This window comes from Streptomyces subrutilus (genome assembly GCF_008704535.1).
Lineage (GTDB): Bacteria > Actinomycetota > Actinomycetes > Streptomycetales > Streptomycetaceae > Streptomyces > Streptomyces subrutilus.
This window is the reverse complement of the sequence record NZ_CP023701.1, coordinates 565,540-591,128: the sequence shown is the minus strand read 5'-3', so window position 1 is coordinate 591,128 and position 25,589 is coordinate 565,540. Positions and strand designations below refer to the sequence as shown.

Genomic DNA, 25,589 nt, shown 5'->3' with positions numbered 1-25,589 from the left:
CCGCCTCCGGCTCAGACGCGCCAGCCGTAGCGCCGCTCGGGCCTGCCGGCCGCTCCGTACCGCAGGGACACCTCGGCGCGGCCCGTGTCGTGGAAGTGCTCCAGGTAACGGCGGGCGCTGACGCGGGAGATGCCGGTGCGGGCCGCGCACTCGGCTGCCGACAGCGTTCCGTCGGTACCGCGCAGGGTGCGCTCGATCAGCCCCGCCGTCTCCACGCTCATCCCCTTCGGCAGCGCCGTGCTCGACGTCGGCAGGCCGGCCCCGGTCAGCACCCGGTCCACGTCGGCCTGGCCCCTGACGACCGTGGTGAGCAGGCTGGTGCGCTGGGCGGCGTACCGTTCGAGGCGGGGGCGCAGGTCGTCGAAGTCGAAGGGCTTCAGCAGGTAGTTGACCACGCCCTGGCGGACGGAGCGTCGTACGGCGTCGGCCTCGCGCGAGGCGCTGATCACCATGATGTCGCAGTCGTGCCCGGCGGCCCGCAGACGCGGGATGACGTCCAGGCCGAACATGTCCGGCAGGTAGAGATCGAGCAGGACCAGGTCGGGGCGCAGCTCGCCGACGGCCGCGATCGCCTGCTCGCCGCTGCTCGCGGTGCCGACGACCCGGAAGGGCGCCACGCGGTCGACGAAGGCCCGGTGGACGCTCGCCACCATGAAGTCGTCGTCGACGACCAGTACGTCGATCATCGGGAGGCCCCTTCCGCCACCGTGCCGGCCGTGCTGCCGACGGACATCCTCGCGGTGAACATGGCACCGTCGGGCGTGTTGGCCACCGCGACCTCGCCGCCCCGGCGCTCGCAGACGAGCCGGGTGAGCGCCAGGCCGATGCCGCGCTCGCCCTGCTGGGCGGCCTTCGTGGTGAAGCCGTGCGAGAAGACCTCCTGGGCGAGTTCGGGTGCCACGCCGGGGCCCGAGTCGCGCACGACGATCTCCACGCTGGACGCGTCCTGCCGCAGTTCCACCTCCACCCACGCGTCGCGGCCGTCGTCGCCCGCCGCCGCGGCGTCGACGGCGTTGTCGACGAGGTTTCCCAGCACGGTCGCCACGTCCACCGAGTCCTCCGGTGCCAGCCGGTCGAGGGCCGTGTGCTCCGAGACGCGCAGGACGACCTTCCGTTCGGCCGCGAGCGAGGACTTCGCCATCAGCAGGGCGCCGACTGCCAGGTCGCGGACCCGTGTGGCCAGGGTCGTGTCCAGGGACTGGCGGTGTCGGCTCAGGGCGCGGACGTACCGGACGACCTCGTCGTGCCTGCCGATCTGGATCAGTCCGGAGATCGTGTGCAGCTGGTTGGCGAACTCGTGGGCCTGCGCGCGCAGCAGTTCGGCGGAGCTGCGGAAGGACCCGATCTCGCGCTCCAGCTGCGCGAGCTCAGTACGGTCCCGCAGGGTGGTGACCGACCCGAGCCGGCGGCCGTCCTTGGTGACGGTCATCCGGTTCATCACGAGCACCCGGTTGCGGCGTATGACGACCTCGTCGCGCCGCTCGGCCGTGTCGCCGGGGGATCCGGCGAGGACGTCGTGCAGGCGGCCCTCGATCCGGAGCTCGGCCAGGCTCCGCCCCACACAGTGCTCGGGCAGATCGAGCAGCCGCCGGCCGACCTCGTTGACCAGGGTGAGCCGCAGCTGCGGATCGAGGGCCACCACGCCTTCCGCGATCCCGTACAGCATGGCCTCGCGGTGCTCGGCGAGCCCGGCGATCTCGCGCGGTTCCAGACCGAGGGTCTGGCGCTTGGTGCGCCGGGCCAGCAGCCACGATCCGGTCAGGCCGAGCCCGCTCGCGATGCCGAGGTAGGCCAGCAGGTACGACGAGGCGCCGTTCAGCCGCTGCCACACCGTCGGGGAGGCCTCACCGATCATCACGGTGCCCAGATGCCGGCCGAGAACGGGTTGACCGCTCCCCAGCACCGGCACCTGGGCCACCAGCTCCGGGACGCCGTCCAGCACCAGCTCGCCCGACCAGCCGCGGGCCTGCGCCACGCCGGGGCCGAGCTGCAGCCGCGTACCGATCACCGATGGGTTCGTGGAGCTGACGATCCTGCCGGTGCTGTCGGCGACCGTCACGGAGGTGACGCCCGACTGGGTCAGCGTGGTCTGGACGAGCGGGGCGAGCGTCTCGCCGGGCGCCGGCCGGACGAGCTGGCTGGACACCAGGGGCATGCCGGCCAACTGCTCGGCCAGCGCGGTGACCCGGTGTCCTTCGACCCGGTTGAAGGTCGCTTCCGACTGGGCCAGCGAGACGCCGGCGACCGCCAGCAGCACCACCACGACGATGGCGAGCTGGAGCACCAACAGCTCGCCCGCGAGGGTATGGCGGCGAAAAGTTACGACCACAATGAACTCAATCTTCAGTTCTGACACAACACAGACGTGGTGGCTGCGGGGTCGCACAATCATGGCGTCCGACACCCGGAAGCGATAGGGACAAACCATGAGAACCCGAAGAACTGCTGCCGTCAGCGCCCTGGCAGCCCTGTCCATACTCGCCGCGGGTGCCTGCGGCGCCACCGCCGAGAAGCAGGGAACGGGCAAGGCGGACGAGCCCGTGACCGGCCTGCGGATCATGGTCCCCAACACCCCGGGCGGCGGGTACGACACCACGGCGCGGACGGTGGCCAAGGTGATGGAGGACACCAAGATCGCCTCCGGTATCCAGGTGTTCAACCTCCCGGGCGCCGGCGGAACCGTCGGCCTCCAGCGCACCGTGAACGAAAAGGGCAACGGCAAGCTCGCCATGCAGATGGGGCTGGGAGTCGTCGGTGCCTCCTACGCCTCGAAGTCGAAGGCGACGCTCTCCCAGACCACCCCGATCGCCAAGCTGATGGAAGAGGCGGGCGCGATCGTCGTGCCCAAGGACTCCCCGTACAAGACGATCGGCGACCTCGTCACCGCCTGGAAGGCGGACCCCAAGGCGGTCGCCGTCGGGGGCGGCTCATCGCTCGGCGGCCCCGACCACCTGCTGCCGACGCAGCTCGCCAAGGCCGTCGGAATCGACCCGAAGAAGGTCAACTACATCGGGTACGACGGCGGCGGCGAGCTGCTCCCGGCGATCCTCGGTAACAAGATCGCCTTCGGTGCCAGCGGCTTCGGCGAGTTCCTCGACCAGATCCAGGCGGGCCAGGTGAGGGTGCTCGCGGTGACCAGCGAGAAGCCGATCGACGCCCTCAAGGACGTCCCGACGCTGAAGGCCTCGGGCATCGACCTGGTCTTCACCAACTGGCGCGGAGTCGTCGCCCCGCCCGGCATCGGCGACGCCGACAAGAAGGTCTGGACCGACTCGCTCACCGCCATGCACCGGTCCAAGGAGTGGCAGGGCGAACTGGCCAAGCACGGCTGGACCGACGCGTTCATGACGGGCGACGAGTTCGCCGCCTATCTGACGGCGCAGGACAAGGCCGTCGCCGACATCCTCACAGAGCTCGGCCTGGCATGAGCCTGGACGTCACCGAGCACACCGACCCGGCCCCCCGCCGACACACCGGCGGGGACCGGGGCCAGTACGGAGTGTGCGCCTTCCTCGCCCTGGTGGGCGGGCTGGTGATCGTCGACGCGGCGGGGATCGCGCACTCCACGAGCAGCGCCGACCCGATCGGGCCGCGCACGGTACCGGTGCTCCTCGGCGCACTGCTCCTCGTGATCGCCCTGGCGTACACCGTCGACGTCGCGCGGGGCGGCCGCGCCGAACCCGAGGCCGGCGAGGACGTCGATCCGACGAGCCCGGTCGACTGGCGCACGGTGCTCCTGCTGACCGGGGCGTTCGTCGTGAACGCGGTACTGATCGAGCCCCTCGGCTGGGTGATCAGCGGCACCCTCCTGTTCTGGGGGACCGCCTTCGCCCTGGGCAACCGGCACTACCTGCGCAACCTGGTGATCGCGGTGGCGCTGTCCCTGGCCACCTTCTACGCCTTCGCGATCGGGCTCGGCGTCAGTCTCCCGGCCGGCGTGCTGCGAGGAATCCTGTAATGGACAACCTGAACCACCTGCTCGAAGGGTTCGCGCAGGTCGTCACCCCGATGAACCTGCTGCTCGCGCTGATCGGCGTCACGATCGGCACGGCGGTCGGGGTGCTGCCCGGCATCGGCCCGGCCATGACCGTGGCCCTGCTGCTGCCGGTCACCTACGGGATGGAGCCGGTCCAGGCGTTCATCATGTTCGCCGGCATCTTCTACGGCGGCATGTACGGCGGCTCGACCACCTCGATCCTGCTGAACACGCCCGGCGAGTCGTCGTCCGTCGTCACGGCCATCGAGGGCAACAAGATGGCCAAGGCCGGCCGGGCGGCGCAGGCCCTCGCCACCGCGGCGATCGGATCCTTCGTCGCCGGCACGATCGGCACCCTGCTGCTGGTCTTCGTCGCCCCGCTCGTGGTGGACTTCGCGGTCGGCCTCGGCGCACCCGACTACTTCGCGATCATGCTGCTGTCCTTCGTCGCGGTCACCGCCGTCCTCGGCTCCTCGCGCATCCGCGGGTTCGCCTCGCTGCTCGTCGGCCTGGTGATCGGCCTGGTCGGCATCGACGCGGTCTCCGGGCAGCAGCGGCTCACCTTCGGCGTCCCGCAGCTCGCCGACGGCATCGACGTGGTCGTCGTCGCCGTGGGCATCTTCGCCGTCGGCGAGGCCCTCTGGGTGGCGGCGCACCTGCGGCGCAAACCCGCGGGGGTGATCCCGGTCGGCGTGCCGTGGATGGGGCGCGAGGACTGGAAGAGGTCCTGGAAACCGTGGCTGCGCGGCACCGCCTTCGGCTTCCCCTTCGGGGCCATGCCGGCCGGCGGCGCGGAGATCCCGACGTTCCTGTCGTACGCCGTCGAGAAGAAGCTGAGCAAGCACCCCGAGCAGTTCGGCAAGGGTGCGATCGAGGGGGTCGCCGGTCCCGAGGCGGCGAACAACGCGTCCGCGGCGGGCACCCTCGTGCCGATGCTCGCCATCGGCCTGCCGACGAACGCGACCGCCGCGGTGATGCTCGCGGCGTTCCAGTCGCACGGCATCCAGCCCGGCCCGCTGCTCTTCGAGCGCGAGTCGGAGCTGGTCTGGGCGCTGATCGCCAGCCTGTTCATCGGCAACCTGCTGCTGCTCCTGCTCAACCTGCCGCTCGCACCCGCCTGGGCCAGGCTGCTGCGCATACCCCGCCCCTACCTGTACGCGGGGATCGTGTTCTTCGCGTCGATGGGCGCCTACGCGGTCAACGCCCAGCCCCTGGACCTCTTCCTGCTCCTGACCGTGGGGCTGATCGGCTTCGGCATGCGCAGGTTCGGCCTGCCGGTGCTGCCGCTGATCGTCGGCGTCATCCTCGGACCCCGGGCGGAACTCCAGGGCCGGCGCTCGCTCCAGCTGTCCGGCGGCGAGCTGTCCGGTCTGCTGGGCGGGCCGGTGTCCTACGTGATCTACACCGTGATCGTGCTCGTCCTGGCCTGGCCGCTGGCCCGCCGGTACGTCGCACGGCCCCTCGCCGACCGGCGGGCCGGAAAGGAGCGGTCATGACCGTACTGGTGGGATACGTCCCCTCGCCGGAAGGGGAGGCGGCCCTGCGGGCGGGGGTCCACGAGGCCCGCACCCGGGGCGAGACGCTGCTGGTGGTGAACACCTCGCGGGGCGACGCCTACGTCGACCGGGGTTTCGCGGAACGCACGGACCTGGACCTCGTCCGACGCGACCTGACGGAGCTGGGCATCGGCTTCGACATCCGCCAGGTGGTCGGCGGGGGCGACGCGGCCGAGGAGATCGTCGAGCTGGCGGCGTCGGCCGGGGTGTCCCTCGTGGTGATCGGCCTCAGGCACCGCAGCACGGTGGGCAAGCTCCTCCTGGGCTCCGCGGCCCTGCGGATCCTGCTGGACGCGCCGTGTCCGGTCCTCACGGTGAAGGCCGACTCCTGAACGAGGCGCGGGGCGCCCGCGCACCGGACCCGTCCGGGCGCCCCGGCGACCGGGCCGCGACGCGCTTCGGAGGGCGGACTGCCGCCCGTCGCCGCCGGTGAGGGCGTCGTCGGGCACGGCGGCCCGGTCGGCGAGCAGGTGCGCGCCGTTCGGGCCCCGTGCCGCGAGGATGGTGTCATGACCGACACTTTCGTTTCACGGACCGTCGACGTGACCACCGGGAACAGGGAGGCCGTCCTGGACCTGACCGAGGTCTGCGGGGCCTTCCTCCATGAGGTGGCCCGGGGGCGGAGCGGGCTCCTCAACGTGTTCACCCCCCATGCGACCGCAGGGCTCGCCGTCATCGAGACGGGTGCGGGCAGCGACGAGGACCTCCTGGAAGCCCTGCGGTCCCTCCTGCCGGCCGACGGCCGCTGGCAGCACAGGCACGGCTCACCCGGGCACGGCCGGGACCACGTCCTGCCGGCGATCGTCCCGCCCCACGCGACCCTGCCGGTGATCGACGGCGCCCTCCAACTGGGCACCTGGCAGTCCGTCACCCTGGTGGACACCAACCGGGACAACCCCGACCGCCAGGTGCGGCTGACCTTCCTGGGGTGCTGAGAACCGGTCCCGCACCGGGCGCGGGCGAAGCGGCTCGTCCCCAGCCCCGTGACCGGGCGGGTTCATCGTGGTCGGGAGACGGCTCACGGGACGAGCGCGGTCCGCGAGGCGAGTGGTATTACTGGTGCATGCAGGAAGAGACCGCGCGATCCGCGATCGACACGTTCATCTCCGCGTTCAACGCCTCGGACGACAGCCATGTGACTGCGCTGCTCTCCCAGGCCCTCACCTCGGACGTGGTCTTCTGGGGACCGTTGGGCCGCAGCGAGGGGATCGAGGCGGTCGAGCGGTTCGTACTGGACATCCGGCGCCACCCCGCGGGAACCGGCACGATGGTGCGCTGTTCGGCGGTGGACATGCCGGACGAGTGGGCCCGGTACCAGTGGGTCTTCACGACGCCGGATGGAGGCCCCCGCCTGGCGGGAACGGACGTCGTCCATCTGCGGCGGAGCCTCATCGACCAGGTCGTCGTCTTCGCGGGGGAGATCGGGCCGTCCGCCTCCTGAGTCGTTCTCCTCTGGCGCCGTCCTTCTCCTGAACCGGCCCCGTTCGGGGCTCCGGGTCTGCCCGATCGAGATCGTCTTCACGACGCTTCGGTCGTCCGCGCTTGGCCACGAGCGAACCGATGGCGCACCGCGTCGGTGCTGCCCCGGCGCACGATCTGCTGCAACCGCCGCCCCTCCTGGTCGGTCGGTCCGCGCACACGGACAGGCTCGGCCACCGCGCCGCCAGCGGTCGGATCGGACGTCACCGCACATCCAACCGCCACGACGACCAACCCGGCGAACCTGTGCGGTCACAGCACTAGACGACCGTCAGCACGATCTTGCCCCGGAGGTGCCCGCGGGCGGCGCGTTCGTGGGCGGCCCGGGCGTCGGCGAGGGGGAAGGCGTCGTCGATCGCGACGCGCACCGTTCCCGCGTCGAGGAGGCGCCCCAGTACGGCGAGTTGGGCACCGTTCGAGCGGACCTGGGTGCTGGAGACCGTGACCTCCAGCTTCGCGAGCTCCTCCGCGTCGAAGTCTCCGGGGAACACGGGGAACTGGGCGCCGCCGCGCTTGAGCGTGCGCAGGAACCGCCTGCTGCCGGGGCCGCCGACCGTGTCGAGGACGAGGTCGATGTCGTGTACGCGTTCCTCGGGTCGGCTCTTCGTGTAGTCGATGAACCGGTCGGCGCCCAGTTCGGTCAGGAACGCCTCGTGCGCGCCCGAGGCCACCGCGACGACACGGGCGCCCCGCCACTTCGCCAACTGCACGGCGAAGTGCCCCACTCCGCCCGCGGCGCCGTTGACGAGGACGGTCGTGCCGGCGTCGAGCACCGTCGGGCGGTGCACCGTGCTCTGGAAGGGGGACGGGTGGTCGTGTCCCACCTCGATCAGGAACTGCCACGCGGTGAGCCCGGCCATGGGCGCCCCGGCGGCGTGCACGTGGTCGATGCCGGCCGGCTTGCGGGCGAGGTCCGACGCGGGCGCGGCCACGTACTCGGCGTACGCGCTGCCGCGGAAGCCGGGAAAGCGCAGGAGGCCGAAGACCTCGTCCCCCACGGCGAGGCCGTCCACGTCCGCGGCCGCGGACGCGACGACGCCCGACACGTCCGTCCCGGGGACCACCGGCAGGCTGACCGTCGGTTCCGTCTCACCGGGCATCGTGGTCAGTCCGCCGCGCAGGTACCAGTCCGGCGGATTGACCCCGACCGCGTGCACGCGAACGAGCACCTCGCCCGGCCCCGGCTCGGGGATCGGCACCTCGGCGTCGTAGCGCAGGACTTCGGGGCCGCCGTGCTCGTGGAGCCGGACCGCCCTCATCGTGTGTGTCGGCATCGTCATCTCCTGGCCGCGCTGCGGGATAGAATCGGATCAGTGGTCCAGTTAATGGAAGCGGATCGCTGATCCGAATATATGGACCACTGATCCGGATAGTCAAGGGGCACAGATGCGGGCCGACGCGAGGAAGAACCGCGACCACCTGCTCGCGGTGGCGGGCGCCGCCATCGGCGAACAGGGCGTCGACGTGTCCCTGCGCGACATCGCGCGCAGGGCGGACGTCGGGCTCGCGACGCTGCTGCGGCACTTCCCGACCCGCGAGGCGCTGCTCGAAGCCCTGCTCCGCACGAGCTTCGACGAACTGACGGCGCTGGCGCGCGAGCTGGAGGCATCGGGTTCGCACGAGGACGCCCTCGTGTCCTGGGTCCGCGCCTGCGTCGCGTGGACGACCGAGTACCGGGGCGTGACCGTGCTCATGGCCGCCGCCATCGAGGACACCGAATCCGCCCTGCACGCCTCGTGCGTCACGCTCCGCGCAGCCGGTGCGCGACTGCTCACCCGCGCCCAGGCCGCGGGCGCGGCACGGGGCGACATCGACGGCGCCGACGTGTTCGCGCTGGTGGCGATGCTCGCGTGGCTCGGCGACCAATCCTCGCTGGCGCCACGCGCCGACCACCTCTTCGACGTCGTCGCGAGCGCGATCCTGACCCGCCCGGGGAGCCGCCCCGCCGAAGCGGAACGTCCCGAGCGGCGGCGCTGAGCGGGCGGGGCGGTACGGACTCCGCCCGCGGCCTCCCCCGCACCGGCCCCGCGGCCTGCGGTCCGCCGAGGGCCGGGGAATGCGGGGAAAGGCCGCGCGGCGCAGTACCGTCACTCCCATGCGCATTGTCATCGCAGGTGGACACGGACGGATCGCCCTGAGGCTGGAGCGGCTCCTCGCGGCGCGCGGGGACCGGGCGGTGGGCATCATCCGCACGGAGGAACAGGCGGACGATCTGCGGGCCGCCGGCGCCGAGCCGGTCGTGCTGGACCTGGAATCGGCGCCGGTCCGATCCGTCGCCGCCGTACTGAGGGGCGCCGACGCGGTGGTCTTCGCGGCCGGCGCCGGCCCCGGGAGCGGCCACGCGCGCAAGGACGCGGTGGACCGCGGCGCGGCCGTGCTCTTCGCGAACGCGGCCGAACGCGCCGGGGTGCGCCGCTACCTCGCCGTCTCGGCGATGGGGGCGGACGCGGAACACCCGGGCGACGAGGTCTTCGACGCGTACCTGCGCGCGAAGGGCGCGGCCGACGACGACCTCCGCTTCCGGTCCGGGCTCGACTGGACGATCCTGCGGCCCGGCGCCCTCACCGACGAGCCGGGAAGCGGCCGGGTGAGCCTCGGGCCGGTCACCGGCCGCGGCCCGGTACCGCGCGACGACGTGGCGGCCGCCTTGGTCCGGCTGATCGACACCCCGGCGACCGCGGGGCTGGTCCTCGAACTGATCGGCGGAACGGTGCCGTTGGCCTCCGCGGTGGACGCCCTCGCGCCCGGCGCCGGCTGAGGCCGCCGGCGCCGGGTCAACCGCAGGCGGCGGTCAGGGCGGCGGTGAACTCCCCGGCCAGTTCGGTGATCACGGGGAGGTCGAAGGCCAGTGCGTTGTACTGCAGCCAGCACCGCAGGCCGCCGTCCGGCTGTTCGACCACGGTCAGCTCGGGGACGCTCCGGTCCCCGCCCGGCAGCGGCCAGGGCACGGTGCTCCCGCGCGGCAGCTCCCAGGGCTCGCAGCTCAGGCCGGGCAGTTGCGCGGGCGCTGCCCAGGCCTCGTAGCGGAGCCAGGCCGCGAACGGTACGGACGGACTGAACTCGGCGAACGGGTAGAGCTGGTGGTCCAGCGCCTCGCTGTAGACCGTGCGCAGCCGGTCCACGAGCTCGGCGAAGCCGGGGCCCCCGCTCGCGTCCACCCGCAGCAGCACCGACTGGACGAAGCAGCCCACCGTCCGCTCGGCGTCCGGGCGCGGCCTGCCGGGCACCGGGGTCATCACCACCAGGTCGGGACGGCCGCTGCGACCCGCCAGCAGTCCGGTCCAGGCCGCGGTGACGGCCAGGAAGGGCGTGGCGCCCAGCTCGGCTGCCCGGGCCCGCAGGGCTTCGGCCAGCGCCGCCGACACCTCGAACTCGTGCGCCGTGGTGAGCACTTCGTCCACCGCGCGGCGGCCGGCGAACTGCTCGACGGCCTCCGGAGCCCCGGCCAGCGCGGCCGCGAAGTGGGCCCGGGAGGCCGGCCAGTGCGCGTTCGCCCAGTCCACCAGCTCCCGGTAGCCCGGGCCCGAGCGGGCCGGCGGGGCGGAGCGGCCGCGCCGCAGCGCGGAGTAGAACACCCCGAGGTCGGCCAGCAGCACGCCGACCGACCAGCCGTCGGAGACCATGTGGTGCGTCGCGACCAGGACCACGTGGTCGGTCTCCGACCGGCTGACCACCAGGAGGCGGGCCATCGGGTCACGGGCCAGGTCGGTGAGGCGGTCGCGCTCGGCCAGCAGCAGGGCGTCCACCTCCGCGTCCGTGGCCCCCGGGGCCCGGGTCAGCGTGATCCGCACCCGGGGCTCCTCGTCCAGCACCGCCCGTACGACGCCGTCGCCCACCGCCTCGAACCGGGTCCGCAGCGCCGGATGGCGCCGGACCACCTCGGTGAGGGCCCGGCCCAGGGTCTCCGGTTCCAGCCGGTCGGCCACCCGGAACAGCGCCGTCACCGCACCGGCGTCCCGCCCGGGGGCCTCGGACATCCAGCGGAAGAAGTTCTCCTGCTGCGAGGTGAGGGCCACGGCGTGCGGCTGCGCACGGAGCGCGGCGAGGTAGGGCGTCACCGTCCCGGTCCCGGCCGTCGCTCCGTGAGCGGCGCCCAGCTGCCGGTCGGGGTGGTTCACCCAGGCCGCCTGGGACCGCAGCGAGGGGCGTTCGAAGACCATGGCGGTGCCCGCCCGGACGCCGAACTCGCCGCTGATGGCGCTGGCGAGCTGGACGGCCCGGAACGAGTCGCCGCCCAGCGCGAAGAACTCGGCGGCCACGTCGGTGACCGGTCGGCCGAGCAGGCGCCGCCAGAGTCCGGCCAGACGCAGCTCCGTCGGGGTGGCCGGTGCGACCGCGGGGCCGGTGGACTCCGCGGGCGCGTCGAACAGCGGGCGCAGCCGGTGCTTGACCACCTTGCCGCTCGGGTTGCGGGGCAGGTCACCGGCGAGCAGGATCCGGACCGGCAGTTCGGGCCGGCTCAACCGGGCGCTCAGGAACAGCCGGAGCTCGTCCAGGTCCAGACCGCCGGGACCGGCCACCACGACCGCCACCGGGACGGCGCCCATCACCGGATGCGGCAGGCCGAGCGCGGCGGCGTCGGCGACCGCCGGGTGCTCGTGCAGCACCTCCTCGATGCGCAGCGTGGAGACCTTCAGCGCACCGCTCTTGATGACGTCGCTCTCCCGGTCGACCAGGTACAGGTAGCCGTCGGGGTCGAGCCGTCCGACGTCTCCCATCCGCACCCAGCCGTCCCGGAACACCCGCGCGCCCGGCCCGGCGGCCCCCAGGTAGCCGCGGGAAGGTCCGGGCTGGCGCAGCCAGACCTCGCCGACCTGCCCGGCGGGCAGCGGCAGCCCCTCCGCGTCGAGGATCCGCACGTCACCGGGGTCGGCCGGGCGGCCCAGCGAGCCGGGGCGGCGGGGGTCGACCACGGTGGACACCTGCGCGGGCGAGGCCTCGGCGGAGGTGTAGGTGTTGACGAGCGTCACGCCGGGCAGCGCCGCGGCCAGCGCGGCCGCCACCGGCACGGGCAGTGCGGCGGCGGAGGAGTTGACCAGGCGCAGACTGCTCAGGTCGTACCGTCCGGCGGTGCCCGCGTTGACCAGTTCGATCGCCATCGAGGGCACCAGGAAGGCGGTGCCGATCCCGTACTCCTGGACCGCGAGGCCGAACCGGTCCGCGTCGAAGCGCGGCAGGCTGAGCGTGGTGGGCGCGGCGGTCAGGGCGCCCAGCAGCATCACCTGGCCCGCGTTGGTGCCGATCGGGAAGGCGTGCAGGGCGTACCGGGAGTGCGCGTAGGCGCGCCGGCGGGGGTGGGCGGCCAGACCGGCGGTCAGGTTGCCGTGCGCGGCGAGCACGCCCTTGGGCGCGCCGGTGGTGCCGGAGGTGCCGATCACCTGGGCCGGGTCGGCCGGGCCGACCCGGTGCGGCGGCCCGGCCGGCGGCGCGGGGTGCGCCGCCAGCAGGGCGTCCAGGTGCAGCTCCACCCGTCCCGGGACGCTGGGCAGGTCGCCCTCCGACAGGACCGTGCGGGCCTCGGCCAGTGCGGCCAGGGCGGCGGCATCGGCCTCGGACAGGTCCTCGCGGACCGGTACGGGCACCCCGCCCGCGTACTGGACGGCGAGGAAGCCGACGGCGTACCGCTCCCAGCGCGCGTTGGAGAACCGCAGCACCACCCGGTCGCCCGGTCCGACCCCGGCGGCGGCCAGCCCGACGGCGGCGCGCAGCGCCTCCTCGCGCCAACGCCGGTAGCTGAGTTCACCGCCGCCGACGACCTGGAGGGCCATGTGGTCCGGGTGTTCGGCGGCCCGCGCGTCGAGGAGTTCAGGGACGGTCGTCGCGGTGGGCGGCACGGTGGTGGCGATGGCGTTCTCCGGTGTGATGCGTGGCGGGCGGTGAGGCGGGGCGGGGAAGGGCAGATCCGCTGCGCGGAAGGGGAGATGGCGGTGCGGCGACCCGAACGCGGAGTCAGGCCAGCCGGCCGGCGGCCTCCTCCTCGCTGAGGGCGTCGATCTCCGCGATCAGCAGGGCCTCGATCCGGGCCGCCAGGGCTGCCGGGGTGGGGCTCTCGAAGACGTCGCGGATCGGGACGTCGAGGCCGACCCCGGCCCGGATGCGGGCGGCGACCCTGGTGACCAGCAGCGAGTCCCCGCCGAGGGCGAGGAAGTCGTCCAGTACGCCGACCTTCGGTACGCCGAGCACCTCCTGCCAGAGGTCGACGATCAGGGCCTCGGCATCGGTGCGGGGCGCCAGGTACCCGGCGGCGGCGCCCGCCGGGTCGGGGTCGGGCAGGGCCGCGGTGTCGATCTTGCCGTTGGCGGTGAGCGGGAGCGTGTCGAGCAGCACCACGGCGTCCGGCACCATGAAGGCCGGCAGCCGCAGCGCCAGGTGCTCGCGCAGTCCGTCCGCCGTCGGCGCGGCCGCGTCCCGTTGACCGCCGGCCGGTCGAAGGACGGCGTACGCGATCAGTCGGCGGCCGTCGCGGACCAGTACCGCCGCCCGGCCGACCGCCGGGTGGGCGGTCAGGGCGGTCTCGATCTCGGCGGGCTCGATGCGGTATCCGCGGATCTTCACCTGGTCGTCGGCGCGGCCGAGGAACTCCAACTGCCCGTCGGTGCGCCACCGGGCGCGGTCACCGGTGCGGTACATCCGGCCGTCCGGGGCGTCGGCGAACGGGTCCGGGAGGAAGAGCTCCGCCGTCAGCTCGGGCCGGGCCAGGTAGCCCCGCGCGAGACCGGCGCCGCCGATCCACAGCTCGCCCTCCGAGCCGGCGGGCAGCAGGCTGCCGCGCTCGTCCAGGAGGTAGAGCCGTACGCCCGGCAGCGGCCGGCCGAGCGGCGGCCGCCGCTCGGCGGACGGCCCACGGCCGACGCCGTCGCCGGGGCCGCCGCAGAGCTCGCCCGCGGTGACGATGACGGTGGCCTCCGTCGGGCCGTAGGTGTTGACCAGGCGGACGGTGTCGCCGTGCCGCTCCCGCCACTGGGCGAGGGTGGCGGCGCGCGCTTCGGAACCGCCGAGGACCACCAGGCGCAGCGCCGGCGGCCACGGGGCCCGGTCCGCGAGCGAGACCAGTTCCTGCCAGTACGCGGTGGGCAGGTCGAGCACGGTGACGGACCGTCCGGCCTCGCTGCGCAGCAGGTCGGGCAGCATCCGGCCGCCGCCGGGCAGCAGGACGACACAGGCGCCGGCGGAGAGGGCGGGCCAGATCTCCTCGGCGTGGGTGTCGAAGCCGATGGAGGCGAACTGGACGATCCGGTCGCCCGGCCCGAGCCGGTAGCCCTCGGGGCCGGCCATCCACCGGACGCGCTCGGCGAGAGCGGCGTGCTCGACGGCGACGCCCTTGGGGGTTCCGGTGGAGCCCGAGGTGTAGAGGACGTAGGCGAGGCCGCCCGGGTCGGTCCCGGGCAGCGCGGCGTTCCGTGCGGACCCGGTGTCCCCGGACCCGGTGCCGGCGGTGCCGGCCTGTCCGGGCCCGGTGTCCGGATCGCCGACGGCCAGTACCGGGACTCCGAGGTCCGGCCGCTCGCCTCCGGTGAGCAGCAGGGCGGCGTCCGCCTCACCGAGCATCAGCCGCTGGCGCTCGGCCGGGTGCGCGGGGTCGAGCGGCAGGTAGCCGGCCCCGGCCTTCCAGATCGCCAGCAGCGCGATGACCAGTTCGAAGGACGGCTCGATCCGGACGCCCACCGCACGGCCGGCCACCGGGCCCAGCCGACCGGCCAACTCGTCTGATCTATCGTCGAGTTCGGCGTAGCCGAGGACCTCGCCCGCACACTCCAGGGCGGGTGCGCCGGGACGGGCGGCGACCTGGTCGGCGAAGGCGCGCAGGATCGGGCGGGCGACCTCGGCGACGGCCGGTCCGGTGCCGAGGGCGAGCAGGGCGGCGCGCTCGTCGCCGGCCAGCAGCCAGTCGCCGTGCAGCGGGACCTCCACGTCCACGACGGCGCGGGCGAGCAGGTCGCGGACCCGACGCGCCAGGGCCTCGACCGTGGCGCGCTCGAAGAGCTCCCGGTCGAAGCAGAACGAGAGCGTCATCCCGCCGTCCGGGGTGCGCCAGCTGTCCAGCAGCAGATCGGTCTTGGCCCGGTCGAAACCGGAGTCCATGCTCGCCGTCCGGACGCCCGCGGGCAGCGCGGTCCCCCCGTCGGCGCCGGCCAGCTCGTACTGGCTCTGGTGAACGAACACCGCCTGGTAGAGGGGGCCGACACCGGGCAGCACGGGCAGCGCCAGTTCGGCGGCCACCCGCTCCACCGGGACGTCCTGATGGCTCAGCGCGGCCATCGTGGCGGAGCGCACCCGGCGCAGCACGGTGCGGAAGTCGGGCTCGCCGGTGAGGTCGGCGCGGATCACCCCGGTGCGGGAGAAGTAGCCGAGCAGGTCCTCGTGGGCGGTCTCGTTGCGGCCGGCCAGCGGGGTGCCGACGGCGAAGTCGTAGCTGCCGCTCCAGCGGGCCAGCACGCACTGGTAGGCGGCGAGCAGCACCATGAACGGGGTGCAGCGCTGCTCGCGGGCCAGGGCGTCGACGCCCGCGACGAGGCCCGGGCCGAGGGCCAGGTCGGCGAAGCCGGCCGGGTGGGCGGGCCCGGCGGGCCGGGGGTGGTCCAGCGGCATCCGCAGGGCGCCGACGCCGGCCAGTCGTCCGCTCCAGTACCGGACCGCCTCCTCGGCCGCACCGCCGTCCAGCCTGGTCCGTTCGGCCAGCGCGAAGTCGCCGAACTGCGTTTTGAGCTCCGGAAGTCCGGCCGCCGCCTCGCCGATCTCCTCGCGGTACAGCGCGAGCAGTTCGCGCCACAGCACGGTGAACGACCAGCCGTCGGAGACGATGTGGTGCACCACCACGCCCAGGGCGTGCTCGTGCGCGCCGGCACTGACCAGGACGGCCCGCAGCGGCGGACGCTCGCCCAGGTCGAAGGGGGCGTTGGCGAAGGGGGCGCAGGCCGCGGTGAAGGACTCCTCCGCGGCGTCCGGTATCGGAACCAGGGTCAGTTCGACGTCCCGCACGGGCTCCACGACCTGGACGGGCTGCTCGCCGTCCAGTTCGAACCGGGTGCGCAGCACCTGGTGCCGCACGGTGAGCCGGGTGAGCGCCCGGCTCAGCGCCCGCGGGTCGACGGGGCCGCTCCAGCGCCGGTTCAGGTACATGTTGAACCCCGAGTCCAGCGGGTTCAGTTGCTGGAGGAACCAGAGGCGCCGCTGCTCGTCGGTCAGGGGATACCGGATGGTCGAGGTCGGAGAGGTCATGCGTTCGTCTCGCTTTTCGCGCGGGCCTGCAGGGTCTTCAGGCCGATCAGGTCGTCGGACTCGGCGTCCGGGACTTCCCGGTCGAAGCGGGCCAGGACGGGAATGCAGAAGCTGATGAGGACCAGTACGGCCATGGCGAGGCCGAACACCAGGTAGAGCAGGCCGATGCCGCGCCCGTCGCCGGTGCCGATCAGCGCGCCGACCGTGGAGGCCAGCGCGCCGCCCTCGTCCATCAGGGGCTGGAGCAGTTCGGGACCGGCCGGGGCGACCAGGGCGAAGCCGATCGGCAGGGTCGACCAGGCGACCATGGTGTTCACCGCGATCACCCGGCCGTGGAAGCGCATCGGCACCTTGGTCTGGACGACCGTCGCGTAGATGCCGTTGAGCAGCGCCAGCCCGTAGGTCATGCCGAACGCGCCGGCGGCGACCACGGCCACCGAGGGCCGCAGGCCGGTGACGACGCAGGCGGCGGCGAGGCCGAGGGTGGCGAACAGGACGCCGCGCAGGCGCATCCGGCGCGGGCCTCCCCAGACCAGCAGGGTGAGGCCGCCGAAGACGGCGCCCAGGCCGGCCGCGGTGGAGACCCAGCCGGCCGACGCGGTCGAGGAGAAGGAGAGGACCAGCGGGGTGACGAGCAGGAAGAGCGGGGAGAGGAAGATGTTCAGCGCCGCGAACCAGAACAGCATGGCCCTGAAGTGCCGGCTGCCGAGGGCGCGTTGGAAGCCGGCCCGGATCTCGGCGCCGACGCTCTCGCGGCGGGTGGCGGCCATCACGTCGGGGAAGCGCACCGCGAGGGTGACGCCCGTGGCGATCAGGTAGCTGACGACGTCGAAGACCAGGATGCCGCCGAGGCCGATCACGTGCAGGATGCCGACCGCGATCAGCGGAACGAGGAACTGGGCGAGACCGAGGGCCATCTGGACCACGCCGTTGGCGCGGCCGAGGAAGCGCTTGGGCACCAGCTGCGGCACCGCCGAGCCCCAGGCGACGCGCTGGAAGGCGAGGGAGGCGGAGAGCAGGGAGATCATCACGTAGCAGTGCCAGATCTCCAGCGAGTCGCTGAGGTAGAGCACCAGCAGGGCCCCCTGGGTCAGGCCGGCCGCGATGTCGCCGCCCAGCATCACCCGGCGGCGGTCGCCGCGGTCGACGATGGCACCGGCCAGCGGGGCGACCACGATGCCGGGGACCAGGCCGAAGGCCGCGAGCAGGCCGAGCTGGAACAGCGAGCCGGTCTGCAGGTAGATCCAGATCGGCAGTGCGAACTCGGTGAGCGCCGAGCCGATCATCGAGAGCTGCTGGCCGGTGGCGATGGCCAGGAAGCGGCCCATGGTCGGGTGGACGGGGCGCCGCCGGCGGGCCTTCCGTGCCGTCTCCGGCCGCCCGGACCGCTCGGGCTTCACCGGCGTCCCGGCCGGCTCCGGCTTCCCCGGCTGCCCGGGCCCCGGCTCCGCCTCGGGCTCGGTCCCGTCCGCGTTCCGGGACAGGCCGGCCAACCACCAGGTGGCGTCGGGGGTGCGTGCGTGGCGCGCCTCCTCACCGGCGGCGATCGAGCGGTGCACCCCGGTGAGGATGTCGGCCAGCTCCTCCGCCCGGTACTTGAGGTAGAAGTGCCCGGCTTCGTCCAGGACCACCACGGCGGCGGTCCCGGTGATCCGGTGCCACTCGCGGAACCGCTCCTCGTAGAACTCGGTCGCCGGATCGCGGTCGCCGCAGACGGCGATCACCGGCGCCGCGATGGCGCCGCCCTCGCTCTCGTACAGCTCGCCGAAGTAGCGCTCGGCGCCCTTGGTGCCGACCCGGCGGTTGTGCACGATCAGCCGCAGCTGCTCCTCGTCGACCTCGTCCACGTCCAGGCCCGCCGCGGCCAGGGCGTTGATCATGCCCTGGTCGCTGCGCAGGCGGGTGGCCAGCTCGGCGAAGCGCTCGGCCAGCGCCGCGCCGCGGCCCTTCGGGCGGGCGAACGGGAAGATGCCCCCGAGGTGGACCGCGTCGATCTTCCGGCCGGCCGCCTCCACCCTGCGGGCGATCTCCACGGTCAGCCGGACGCCGACCCCGCAGTGCCCGTAGAGCACCAGGGGTCCGGCCACGTCGGCGAGGATCTCCTCCGCGCAGAGCCGGGCGACCTCGTCGATGTCCATGGCCTCCTCGCCCAGCTCGTGGCCGGGTACGGCGAGGGAGTGCAGGGCCCAGTCCGCCGGCATGGCGTCGGCGAGCGGCTTGTAGATCAGCGCGCTGCCGCCGCCGTACGGGGCGCAGACCACACTGGCGGCCACCGTGCGGCGCTCGGGGGTGAGCAGGTGCAGCAGCCGGCGCGGGCCGCGGTCGGCCTCGGGGGTGGCCACCAGCTCGGCGAGCCGACGGACCGTCGGGTGCGTGAACAGGTCCATCACCCCGACCGGGACGGCCAGGTCGGGGAAGGCGCGGCGCATCCGGGCGACCACCTGGGTGGCGAGCAGGGAGTGGCCCCCCAGTTCGAAGAAGTCGTCCAGTGCGCCGACCCGGGGGAGGTCCAGCAGGTCCGCCCACATGGCGGCGATCACCTGCTCGGCCCCGGCCTCGGGATCGACGTGGGCGCCGGCGGCCGGGCCGTCCGCGGGTTCGGGCAGCGCCTTCCGGTCGACCTTGCCGTGGGCCAGCAGCGGCAGCCGCTCCAGCACCACGTAGCGGGCCGGGACCATGTAGTCCGGCAGGACCTCGCCCAGGGTGGCGCGCAGCTCGGCGGTGGCCGGCGGTTCGCCGCCGGCGGGGCGTTCGAGGTAGGCGACGAGGTTCTGCTTGACGCCCTCGCCGCGGGCCAGGACCACCGCCTGGGTGATGCCGGGCAGGGCGGTCAGCGCGGCCTCGATCTCGCCGGGCTCGACCCGGTAGCCGCGGACCTTGATCTGGTCGTCGCCGCGGCCGAGGTAGTCCAGGGTCCCGTCGGCGCGCCAGCGCGCGAGGTCACCGGTGCGGTACATCCGCGGTCCGGCGGCCCCCGGGGCGTACCCGTCGGCGCCGGACGGGTCGGCCGCGGACGGTTCCGCGGCGGCCGCTCCGGCCGGCCCGGCGTACGGATCGGGCAGGAACCGCTCGGCGGTCAGGTCCGGCCGCCCGAGGTAGCCCCGGGCCAACCGGTCCCCGCCCAGGTACAACTCGCCGGTGACGCCCGGCGGAACGGGGTTGCGCTCCCCGTCCAGCACGTAGCAGCGCCCGCCGGCCAGCGGCCTGCCGATCGGGGTGTTGCCCGGCGCGCCCAGCCCGTCGGCGGTGACCTCGTGGACGGTGATGCCCACCGTCGCCTCGGTCGGCCCGTAGTGGTTGAACACCGCGCACCGGCCCAGTGCGGCGATGCCCGCCGCCCACGACCGGCTGCTGGCCTCGCCGCCGAGGACCAGGGCACGGCGCGGCAGCAGGTGTTCGAGGGGTGCGTCGGCGGTCAGCGCGGCCAGGTGGGACGGCGTCATCTTCAGGTGGTCGATACCGGCCCGCTCGATCTCCGCGGCCAGCTCCACGCCCGCGATCCGGCGCGGCAGCAGGTGGACCCGGCCGCCGGTCGTGAGCGCCAGGTAGAGCATGGTCATGCTGAAGTCGAAGGAGAGCGACTGCAGCAGCCCGTACGAGGCCCCGGGCTCGATCCGCAGCCGCTCGCCCACGCCCGCCAGGTAGTTGAGGATCTGGCGGTGCTGCACCGCGACGCCCTTGGGCGTGCCGGTGGAGCCCGAGGTGTAGATCACGTACGCCAGGTGGTCGGCGCCGGAGACCTCCTCCAGCGGGGCCCCGTCCGCCTGCGTGGCGTCGTCGTCCCCGTCGGTCAGCAGGTCGACCGCCGGATGGTCGCCGAACCGCGCCCGCAGCACGGTGTCGGTGATCAGGACCTTGGCTCCGGAGTCGGCGACCAGGCGGGCGAGCCGGGACGGGGGCTGCTCGGGATCGAGCGGCAGGTAGCCGCCGCCGGCCTTGAGCACGGCGACCAGGGCGACCGCCAGCTCGACGGACTGCTCCAGGCAGACGGCCACCCGGTCGTCCGCGCCCACGCCCAGCGCCCGCAGGCGCCGGGCCATGGCGTTGGCGCGCCGTTCGAGACCGCCGTAGGTCAGCGTGCGGTCCTCGAAGACCAGCGCCGGCGCGTCGGGCGTCCGGGCCGCCGTCCGGGCCAGTGCCCGGGTGAGCGTGGCGGGACCGGTGTCCGGGAGCGGGGGACCCGCCGCCCAGGTCTCCAGCACGGCCGTCCGCTCGGCCGCGCCGAGCAGCGGGAGCCGGTCGACCGGCAGGGCGGGGTCGGCGACGCCGGCCGCGGTCAGCAGCTCGAACCGCTCGGCGAGGCGCTCGACGGTGGCGGCGTCGAAGAGGTCGGTGCGGTAGGTGAACAGGCCGTAGAGGCCGCCGTCCGGCTTCTCGCGCATGTAGAGGGCGAGGTCGGCGTGGGTGGTGGTCGCCTCGTAGCCGAAGCCCTCGGAGTCCCGGCCCGCGGTGGGGGCGGCGGCGTGGTCGCCGTAGTTCTGGAAGGCGAAGGTGGTCTGGAAGACGGCGGCGCGGCTGACGTCGCGTTCCACCGCGAGATCGCTGACCATCTGCTCGAACGGCACCTCCTGGTGCGCGTACGCGTCGAGCGTGGTCTCGCGGACCCGGCTGATCAGTTGGCCGAAGTCGAGACCTGCGGTGAGTCGCGCGCGGATCGGCAGCATGTTGACGAACGCGCCCACCACGCCTTCGAGTTCGCGGTGCAGCCGGCCGGCGACGGCGGAGCCGACGGCGAAGTCGCGCTGGCCGGTGTGCCGGCCCAGCAGGGCCTGGAACGCGGCCATCAGCACCATGTACGTGGAGGCGCCGTAGGCCCGCGCCGCCTCGCCGACCCGGCGGGAGAGCTCCGGGCTCCAGTGGAACTCGGTCGCGGCCCCGTCGAAGGTGAACAGCGGCGGGCGGGGCCGGTCGGACGGCAGCTCCAGGGCCGGTACGCCGTCGAGTTCCACGCGCCAGTGCTCGCGCGAGGCGGCGAGCCGGCCGTCTTCCAGACGGCTCCGCTGCCACGCCGCGTAGTCACCGAACTGCACGGGCAGGGGAGGTAGTTCACCCGGAGCGCCGTGGGCGTGGTGGGCGTAGCGGAGGTCGAGCTCGCGGTTGAGGAGGTCGATCGACCAGCCGTCGCAGACGATGTGGTGCATCACCAGGGCCAGGACGTGGTCGTCCTCGGCGATCCGGACCACCAGGGCGCGCAGTAGCGGTCCGGCCTGGAGGTCGAAGGGTTCGGCGATCAGCGCACCCAGTTCGGCGGTGGCGCGTGCCTCCGGGTCCGGGTCCGCACTGGCGTCCAGGTGCCGGGCGGCGAACGGCGCGGGCTCGGCGACCCGGACCTCGGCGGTGCCGGCCTCGCTGGTGCGGAAGGTCATCCGCAGGCTCTCGTGCCGGACCACCAGGTCGGTCAGCGCGGCGTCCAGTGCGGCGCGGTCGAAGGGGCCCCGGAACCGGCGGGCCGGTGCCAGGGTGTAGGCCGTGGAGCCGGGAGCGAGCTGGTCCATGAACCAGAGCCGTTCCTGGCCGCTGGAGAGCGGCGGCGCGGTGTCCGCCGGGCGGGGGTCCACCACCCGGGCGGGCGCCGCGGCGCCGCGCAGCCGCTGGCTGAGCAGGGCGCGCTTGGCAGCGGACCAGTCGGTGGGCACGTCTTGGGTGTCCGTCATCGTGTTCCTGTTCGGGCGTTCGACGGGAAATCGAGGGGGGCGGATGCGGCGGTCCGGGCAGGGCCGAGGGACTGTGCCCGGGGTCCGGGCGCGGCCGGAGGAGTCGTGCCCGGGCAGCCGTCCGGGCGCGGCCGAGCGGTGTGTGCCCGGCGTCGCGGGCGGGGTGGGTTGGTGTACTCGGGTGCCGTGGGCCGCCGGGCGGGACGTGCTCCGGGTACCGGTCGCGGCGCGGGTCGTGCTCGCCGTGCCGGGTGCCCGGTGCCGGGCGGGGGACCTACAGGTGTGTGCGGACGGCGGCGGCGATGCCGGCCGGGGTGGGGACGTCGAAGAAGACGTCGAAGTCCAGTTCCACGCCGAGCGCGTCGCGGATCCGGGCGGCGATCTGGATCACCGTCAGCGAATGCCCGCCGAGGTCGAACAGGTCGTCCTCGGGGCCGACATCGGGCAGGTTCAGCACCTCGGCCCAGATCCGGCGGACCGTCCCGGTCGTCTCGTCGCCGGCGCCGGCGTCGTCGTGGTTCTGCGGTGTCGGAGCCTCGCGCGGCGGTACCGGCAGGGCCCGACGATCCAGCTTGCCGTTCGGCGTGAGCGGCAGACGCTCCAGGGTGAGCCAGCGCTGCGGCACCATCGCGGCCGGCAGCGTGAGCATCAGGTGGTCGCGCAGTTCGGCGGGGGCGGGCGGGCGGGCGCCGGCGGCCGGGACCAGGTAGCCGGCCAGGAAGGGCTCACCGTCGTCCTCGGTACGGACGGCAACGGCGGCCTGGGCGAGCTCCGGGTGCTCCAGCAGGGCGGACTCGATCTCGCCGAGTTCGATCCGGTGGCCGCGGATCTTGACCTGGTCGTCGATCCGGCCGAGGAAGTCGAGTTCGCCCTCGGGCGTCCACGCGGCGCGGTCCCCGGTGCGGTACAGCCGGGCCCCGGGCGGCCCGAACGGGCTCTGCACGAAGCGTTCGGCGGTGAGCCCGGGTCGGCCGAGGTAGCCGTGGGCGACACCGTCCCCGCCGATCAGCAGCTCGCCGGGGATGCCGACCGGGGTGGGGCTCAGCTGCTCGTCGACGACATAGGCCCGGGTGTTGGCGATCGGGCGCCCGATCCTGACGTGGTCGGGCTGGGCGGGAAGCTCGGCGCAGGTGGACCAGATGGTGGTCTCGGTGGGCCCGTACACGTTGAAAAGCCGGGCGGTGCGCGCGCGCAGTTCGCGGGCGAGCGGCAGGGGCAGCGCCTCGCCGCCGGCCAGGCCGGTGACGGAGGTGAGCGCGTCCGCGCCGGTCCCCGCCGTGAGCATCACCCGCCATCCGGACGGGGTGGCCTGGACGTGGGTGACGCCCTCGGCGCCGATCAGTGCGAGCAGGCCGGGTCCGTCGACCGCGAGGCCGTCCGGGGCCAGCACCAGGCGACCGCCGGTGATCAGCGGCAGGTAGAGCTCCAGCGCGGAGATGTCGAACGAGAGGGAGGTCAGGCCCAGCCAGGCGTGCCGAGGGCCCGAGCCGAGCCGGTCGGCGAAGGAGGTGAGCAGGTTGACCAGCGCCCGGTGGCCGACCGCTACGCCCTTGGGGCGGCCCGTGGAGCCGGAGGTGTAGAGGACGTACGCCACGTCGTCCGGACCGGGGGCGGTCAGGGGGGCGGCCGCGGCCGGGCCTTGGGCCGGGTCCTGGGCCGACGGAGCGGGGAGCCGGAGGACCGCGGGTGCGGCGGCGGCGACCGCGGGGGCGGGCTCGCGGTCGGCGAGCACCAGAACGGCACCGGAGTCGCGCAGCACCAGGGCGAGGCGTTCGGCCGGGTAGCCGGGGTCGAGCGGCAGGTAGGCGGCGCCGGTGGCGAGGACGGCGAGCAGCGCGGCGGGCAGGTCGGCGGTGCGGTCCAGGTGCAGGGCGACCAGATCGCCTGGCCGCACCCCGTCGGCGCGCAGCGCAGCGGCCAACTGGTCAACGCGGGCCAGCAGTTCCCGGTAGCCCAGGTGGCGTCCGGTCGTGCTGACCGCGATGGCGTCGGGGGTGGCGGCGGCCTGGGCGCGGACCAGGTCGAGCACGGTCCGGTCGGCCGGATAGGGGCGGTCGGTGGCGTTCGGGGTGGTGGTGACGGCCCGGAGTTCGGCGGCGTCCAGCAGCGGCAGGTCCAGCAACCGGGCTGCGGGCGCGGCGACCGCGCCGGCGAGCAGGGTGCTGTAGTGGCCGGCGATCCGGCGGGCGGTGTCCGGGGCGATCACGGCCGGGTCGTGCTGGAGGCTGAAGTCGATGCCGGCGTGCGGGGTGCCGGGGGTGTGGGGGGCCTCGACGATCTGGAGGTGGAGGGTGTTGCGGGCGGTGCGGTTGTACACGGCCCAGGCGATCCGGGCCCCGGTGCCGGCGAAATCCGGGTCCGGTCCGCGCCGCCGGTAGCCGAGCGAGACCGGGGTCAGGCCGACGCGCGGTCCCAGCCCCGCAACGGCGCTGCCGAAGGGCACACCGCGGTACGGGTAGCCGGCCCGCAGCTCGGCCCGGACGGCGGCGGCGAGGGAGGCGAAGGTCTCGGACGCATCGGCCACCGGCGCGTGAACAGGCAGTTCGTTGACGAACAGCCCTATATCCGAGGCGAGTTCGGGTGTCCGAGTGGAGAACGGGACGGCCACCGGCACCGCCTCGCCGCCGTAGCGGCGCAGCAGTCCGTGCAGAACCGTGAGCAGGAACTCGAAGACGGTGGTGCCGGCGAGGGCGGCCGCGGCGGCCAACTCGCCCGCCTCGGCGCCGTCAAGGCGCCACTCGACCGCCGCACCGGCTCCGGCGACGAGGGGGGTGCGCGGCGCTCCGGGCAGGACCGGCTCGCTGGCGGCGGCCCATCGCGGCCCGTACCACTCGGCAGCCCTCCGCACGGTGTCCGGTTCCACGGCCGGTGCGGTCGGTGCGACCGACGGGGCCGGTGTTGCCGATGGGGCCGGTGTGGTGGTCGCGGACAGGGGCGCCGAGCGGTACGCGGCCGCCAGGTCCCGGATCAGGACGTCCTTGGAGTTGCCGTCGAAGACCGCGTGGTGGGCGGTGACCAGCAGCTCGGCACTGCCGTCGGCGCGCCGGTAGAGAGTGAAGCGGCTGAGCGGACCGGTCTCCAGGGCGAACGGACGAGCGGCGTCCTCCTCCAGCCGCTTCTCCAGGTCGGCCTCGTCCGCGGGCGCTTCGAGCCGCACCAGTTCGGGCCGCCGCGCCGCGGGTTCCTGCCAGACCCGGCCCTCGCGCTCCACCAGTCGGGCGCCGAGCGCCGGATGGCGCCCGACCACGGCGGTCACCGCGGCTGCCAGCGCCGCCGTGTCGATCCGGTCGAACGAGATCCGCACCGGCATGTGGAACGCCTCGCGGGCCAGTCCCAGGCGATCGGTCAGCCAGACACCCTGCTGGGCCGGCGAGGCCGGGATGCGGTCGGGCAGGGAGAGGACTTCGGACATCGGTGGCTCACTTAGGACGTCGGAGCAGGGTGGAGGAGCAGCACGGGTGAACGTGCGGACGCGGAGCGAGGTACGGGTTGCCGCACGTCGGGGCTTCAGATGCCGACGGCGGGCTGCGACAGCCGGGTTGGGAGTCGGTTCAGGCCGCCGTGTGGCGTCCGGTCCACCCCCCGGGGACCGGCCGACGGCCGTGAGCGGTCAGGAGCGCCGGACGTCCCGGGATCCGCCGAGACGTCTGGATGGCTCCGGACTCGCCCGATGCACAATAATTGGTCCAGACCTGTCGAGAGATT

General features: G+C 74.0%; 15 protein-coding genes. 8 read left to right on the top strand and 7 right to left on the bottom strand.

Translation table 11 applies throughout. From position 1 onward, the window contains the following. Positions 1 to 11 precede the first annotated feature (11 nt). Together CP968_RS02505 and CP968_RS02500 are read right to left on the bottom strand one after the other, a co-directional pair. Positions 12 to 686, bottom strand: a complete 675-nt coding sequence (locus CP968_RS02505; RefSeq protein WP_150516414.1) for a response regulator — start codon at positions 684 to 686, stop codon at positions 12 to 14. Next, positions 683 to 2,329, bottom strand: a complete 1,647-nt coding sequence (locus CP968_RS02500; RefSeq protein ID WP_150516413.1) for a sensor histidine kinase — start codon at positions 2,327 to 2,329, stop codon at positions 683 to 685. Before CP968_RS02500 ends, CP968_RS02505 begins: the two co-directional genes overlap by 4 nt. 97 nt (positions 2,330 to 2,426) lie before the next feature. Between CP968_RS02500 and CP968_RS02495 the strand changes: the two genes are divergently transcribed. From CP968_RS02495 to CP968_RS02470, 6 genes are all read left to right on the top strand, one after another. Then, on the top strand, positions 2,427 to 3,428 hold the full coding sequence (locus CP968_RS02495; protein WP_150516412.1) for a Bug family tripartite tricarboxylate transporter substrate binding protein: 1,002 nt from the start codon (positions 2,427 to 2,429) through the stop codon (positions 3,426 to 3,428). Beyond that, complete coding sequence (locus CP968_RS02490; RefSeq protein ID WP_150516411.1) at positions 3,425 to 3,958, top strand: tripartite tricarboxylate transporter TctB family protein; 534 nt, start codon at positions 3,425 to 3,427, stop codon at positions 3,956 to 3,958. Before CP968_RS02495 ends, CP968_RS02490 begins: the two co-directional genes overlap by 4 nt. Further along, entirely contained in the window at positions 3,958 to 5,472 is a 1,515-nt protein-coding gene (locus tag CP968_RS02485) for a tripartite tricarboxylate transporter permease (RefSeq protein WP_150516410.1), read from the top strand. Before CP968_RS02490 ends, CP968_RS02485 begins: the two co-directional genes overlap by 1 nt. Then, the gene (locus tag CP968_RS02480; protein ID WP_150516409.1) at positions 5,469 to 5,864 is read left to right on the top strand and encodes a universal stress protein; all 396 of its coding nucleotides are present in this window, start codon (positions 5,469 to 5,471) and stop codon (positions 5,862 to 5,864) included. The genes CP968_RS02485 and CP968_RS02480 overlap by 4 nt, the downstream gene beginning before the upstream one ends. A gap of 177 nt (positions 5,865 to 6,041) precedes the next feature. Next, positions 6,042 to 6,467, top strand: coding sequence for a secondary thiamine-phosphate synthase enzyme YjbQ (locus CP968_RS02475; RefSeq protein ID WP_150516408.1), 426 nt, complete (start codon positions 6,042 to 6,044; stop codon positions 6,465 to 6,467). A gap of 128 nt (positions 6,468 to 6,595) precedes the next feature. Then, entirely contained in the window at positions 6,596 to 6,973 is a 378-nt protein-coding gene (locus CP968_RS02470) for a nuclear transport factor 2 family protein (protein WP_150516407.1), read from the top strand. Positions 6,974 to 7,271: 298 nt separating this feature from the next. Here CP968_RS02470 and CP968_RS02460 read toward each other — a convergent pair whose 3' ends face one another. After that, positions 7,272 to 8,285, bottom strand: a complete 1,014-nt coding sequence (locus CP968_RS02460) for an NADP-dependent oxidoreductase (RefSeq protein WP_189828800.1) — start codon at positions 8,283 to 8,285, stop codon at positions 7,272 to 7,274. Between the two features lie 112 nt (positions 8,286 to 8,397). On the opposite strand from CP968_RS02460, the gene CP968_RS02455 reads away from it, so the two are divergent. After that, a complete protein-coding gene (locus CP968_RS02455; RefSeq protein WP_150516406.1) occupies positions 8,398 to 8,988 on the top strand; it encodes a TetR/AcrR family transcriptional regulator in 591 nt (196 codons plus the stop codon). 118 nt (positions 8,989 to 9,106) lie between these two features. Further along, positions 9,107 to 9,769 carry an SDR family oxidoreductase gene (locus tag CP968_RS02450; protein WP_150516405.1) on the top strand — a complete coding sequence of 221 codons (663 nt, stop codon included), beginning with the start codon at positions 9,107 to 9,109 and terminating at the stop codon, positions 9,767 to 9,769. A gap of 16 nt (positions 9,770 to 9,785) precedes the next feature. On the opposite strand, the gene CP968_RS02445 is transcribed toward CP968_RS02450, so the two are convergent. From CP968_RS02445 to CP968_RS02430, 4 genes are all read right to left on the bottom strand, one after another. Next, positions 9,786 to 12,845, bottom strand: coding sequence for a class I adenylate-forming enzyme family protein (locus tag CP968_RS02445; RefSeq protein WP_229885810.1), 3,060 nt, complete (start codon positions 12,843 to 12,845; stop codon positions 9,786 to 9,788). Positions 12,846 to 12,960: 115 nt separating this feature from the next. Next, the gene (locus CP968_RS02440; protein ID WP_150516404.1) at positions 12,961 to 16,230 is read right to left on the bottom strand and encodes a non-ribosomal peptide synthetase; all 3,270 of its coding nucleotides are present in this window, start codon (positions 16,228 to 16,230) and stop codon (positions 12,961 to 12,963) included. Then, entirely contained in the window at positions 16,227 to 21,884 is a 5,658-nt protein-coding gene (locus tag CP968_RS02435) for a non-ribosomal peptide synthetase/MFS transporter (RefSeq protein ID WP_150516403.1), read from the bottom strand. Before CP968_RS02435 ends, CP968_RS02440 begins: the two co-directional genes overlap by 4 nt. 274 nt (positions 21,885 to 22,158) lie before the next feature. Next, entirely contained in the window at positions 22,159 to 25,296 is a 3,138-nt protein-coding gene (locus CP968_RS02430; RefSeq protein WP_150516402.1) for a non-ribosomal peptide synthetase, read from the bottom strand. Between the last annotated feature and the right edge of the window lie 293 nt (positions 25,297 to 25,589).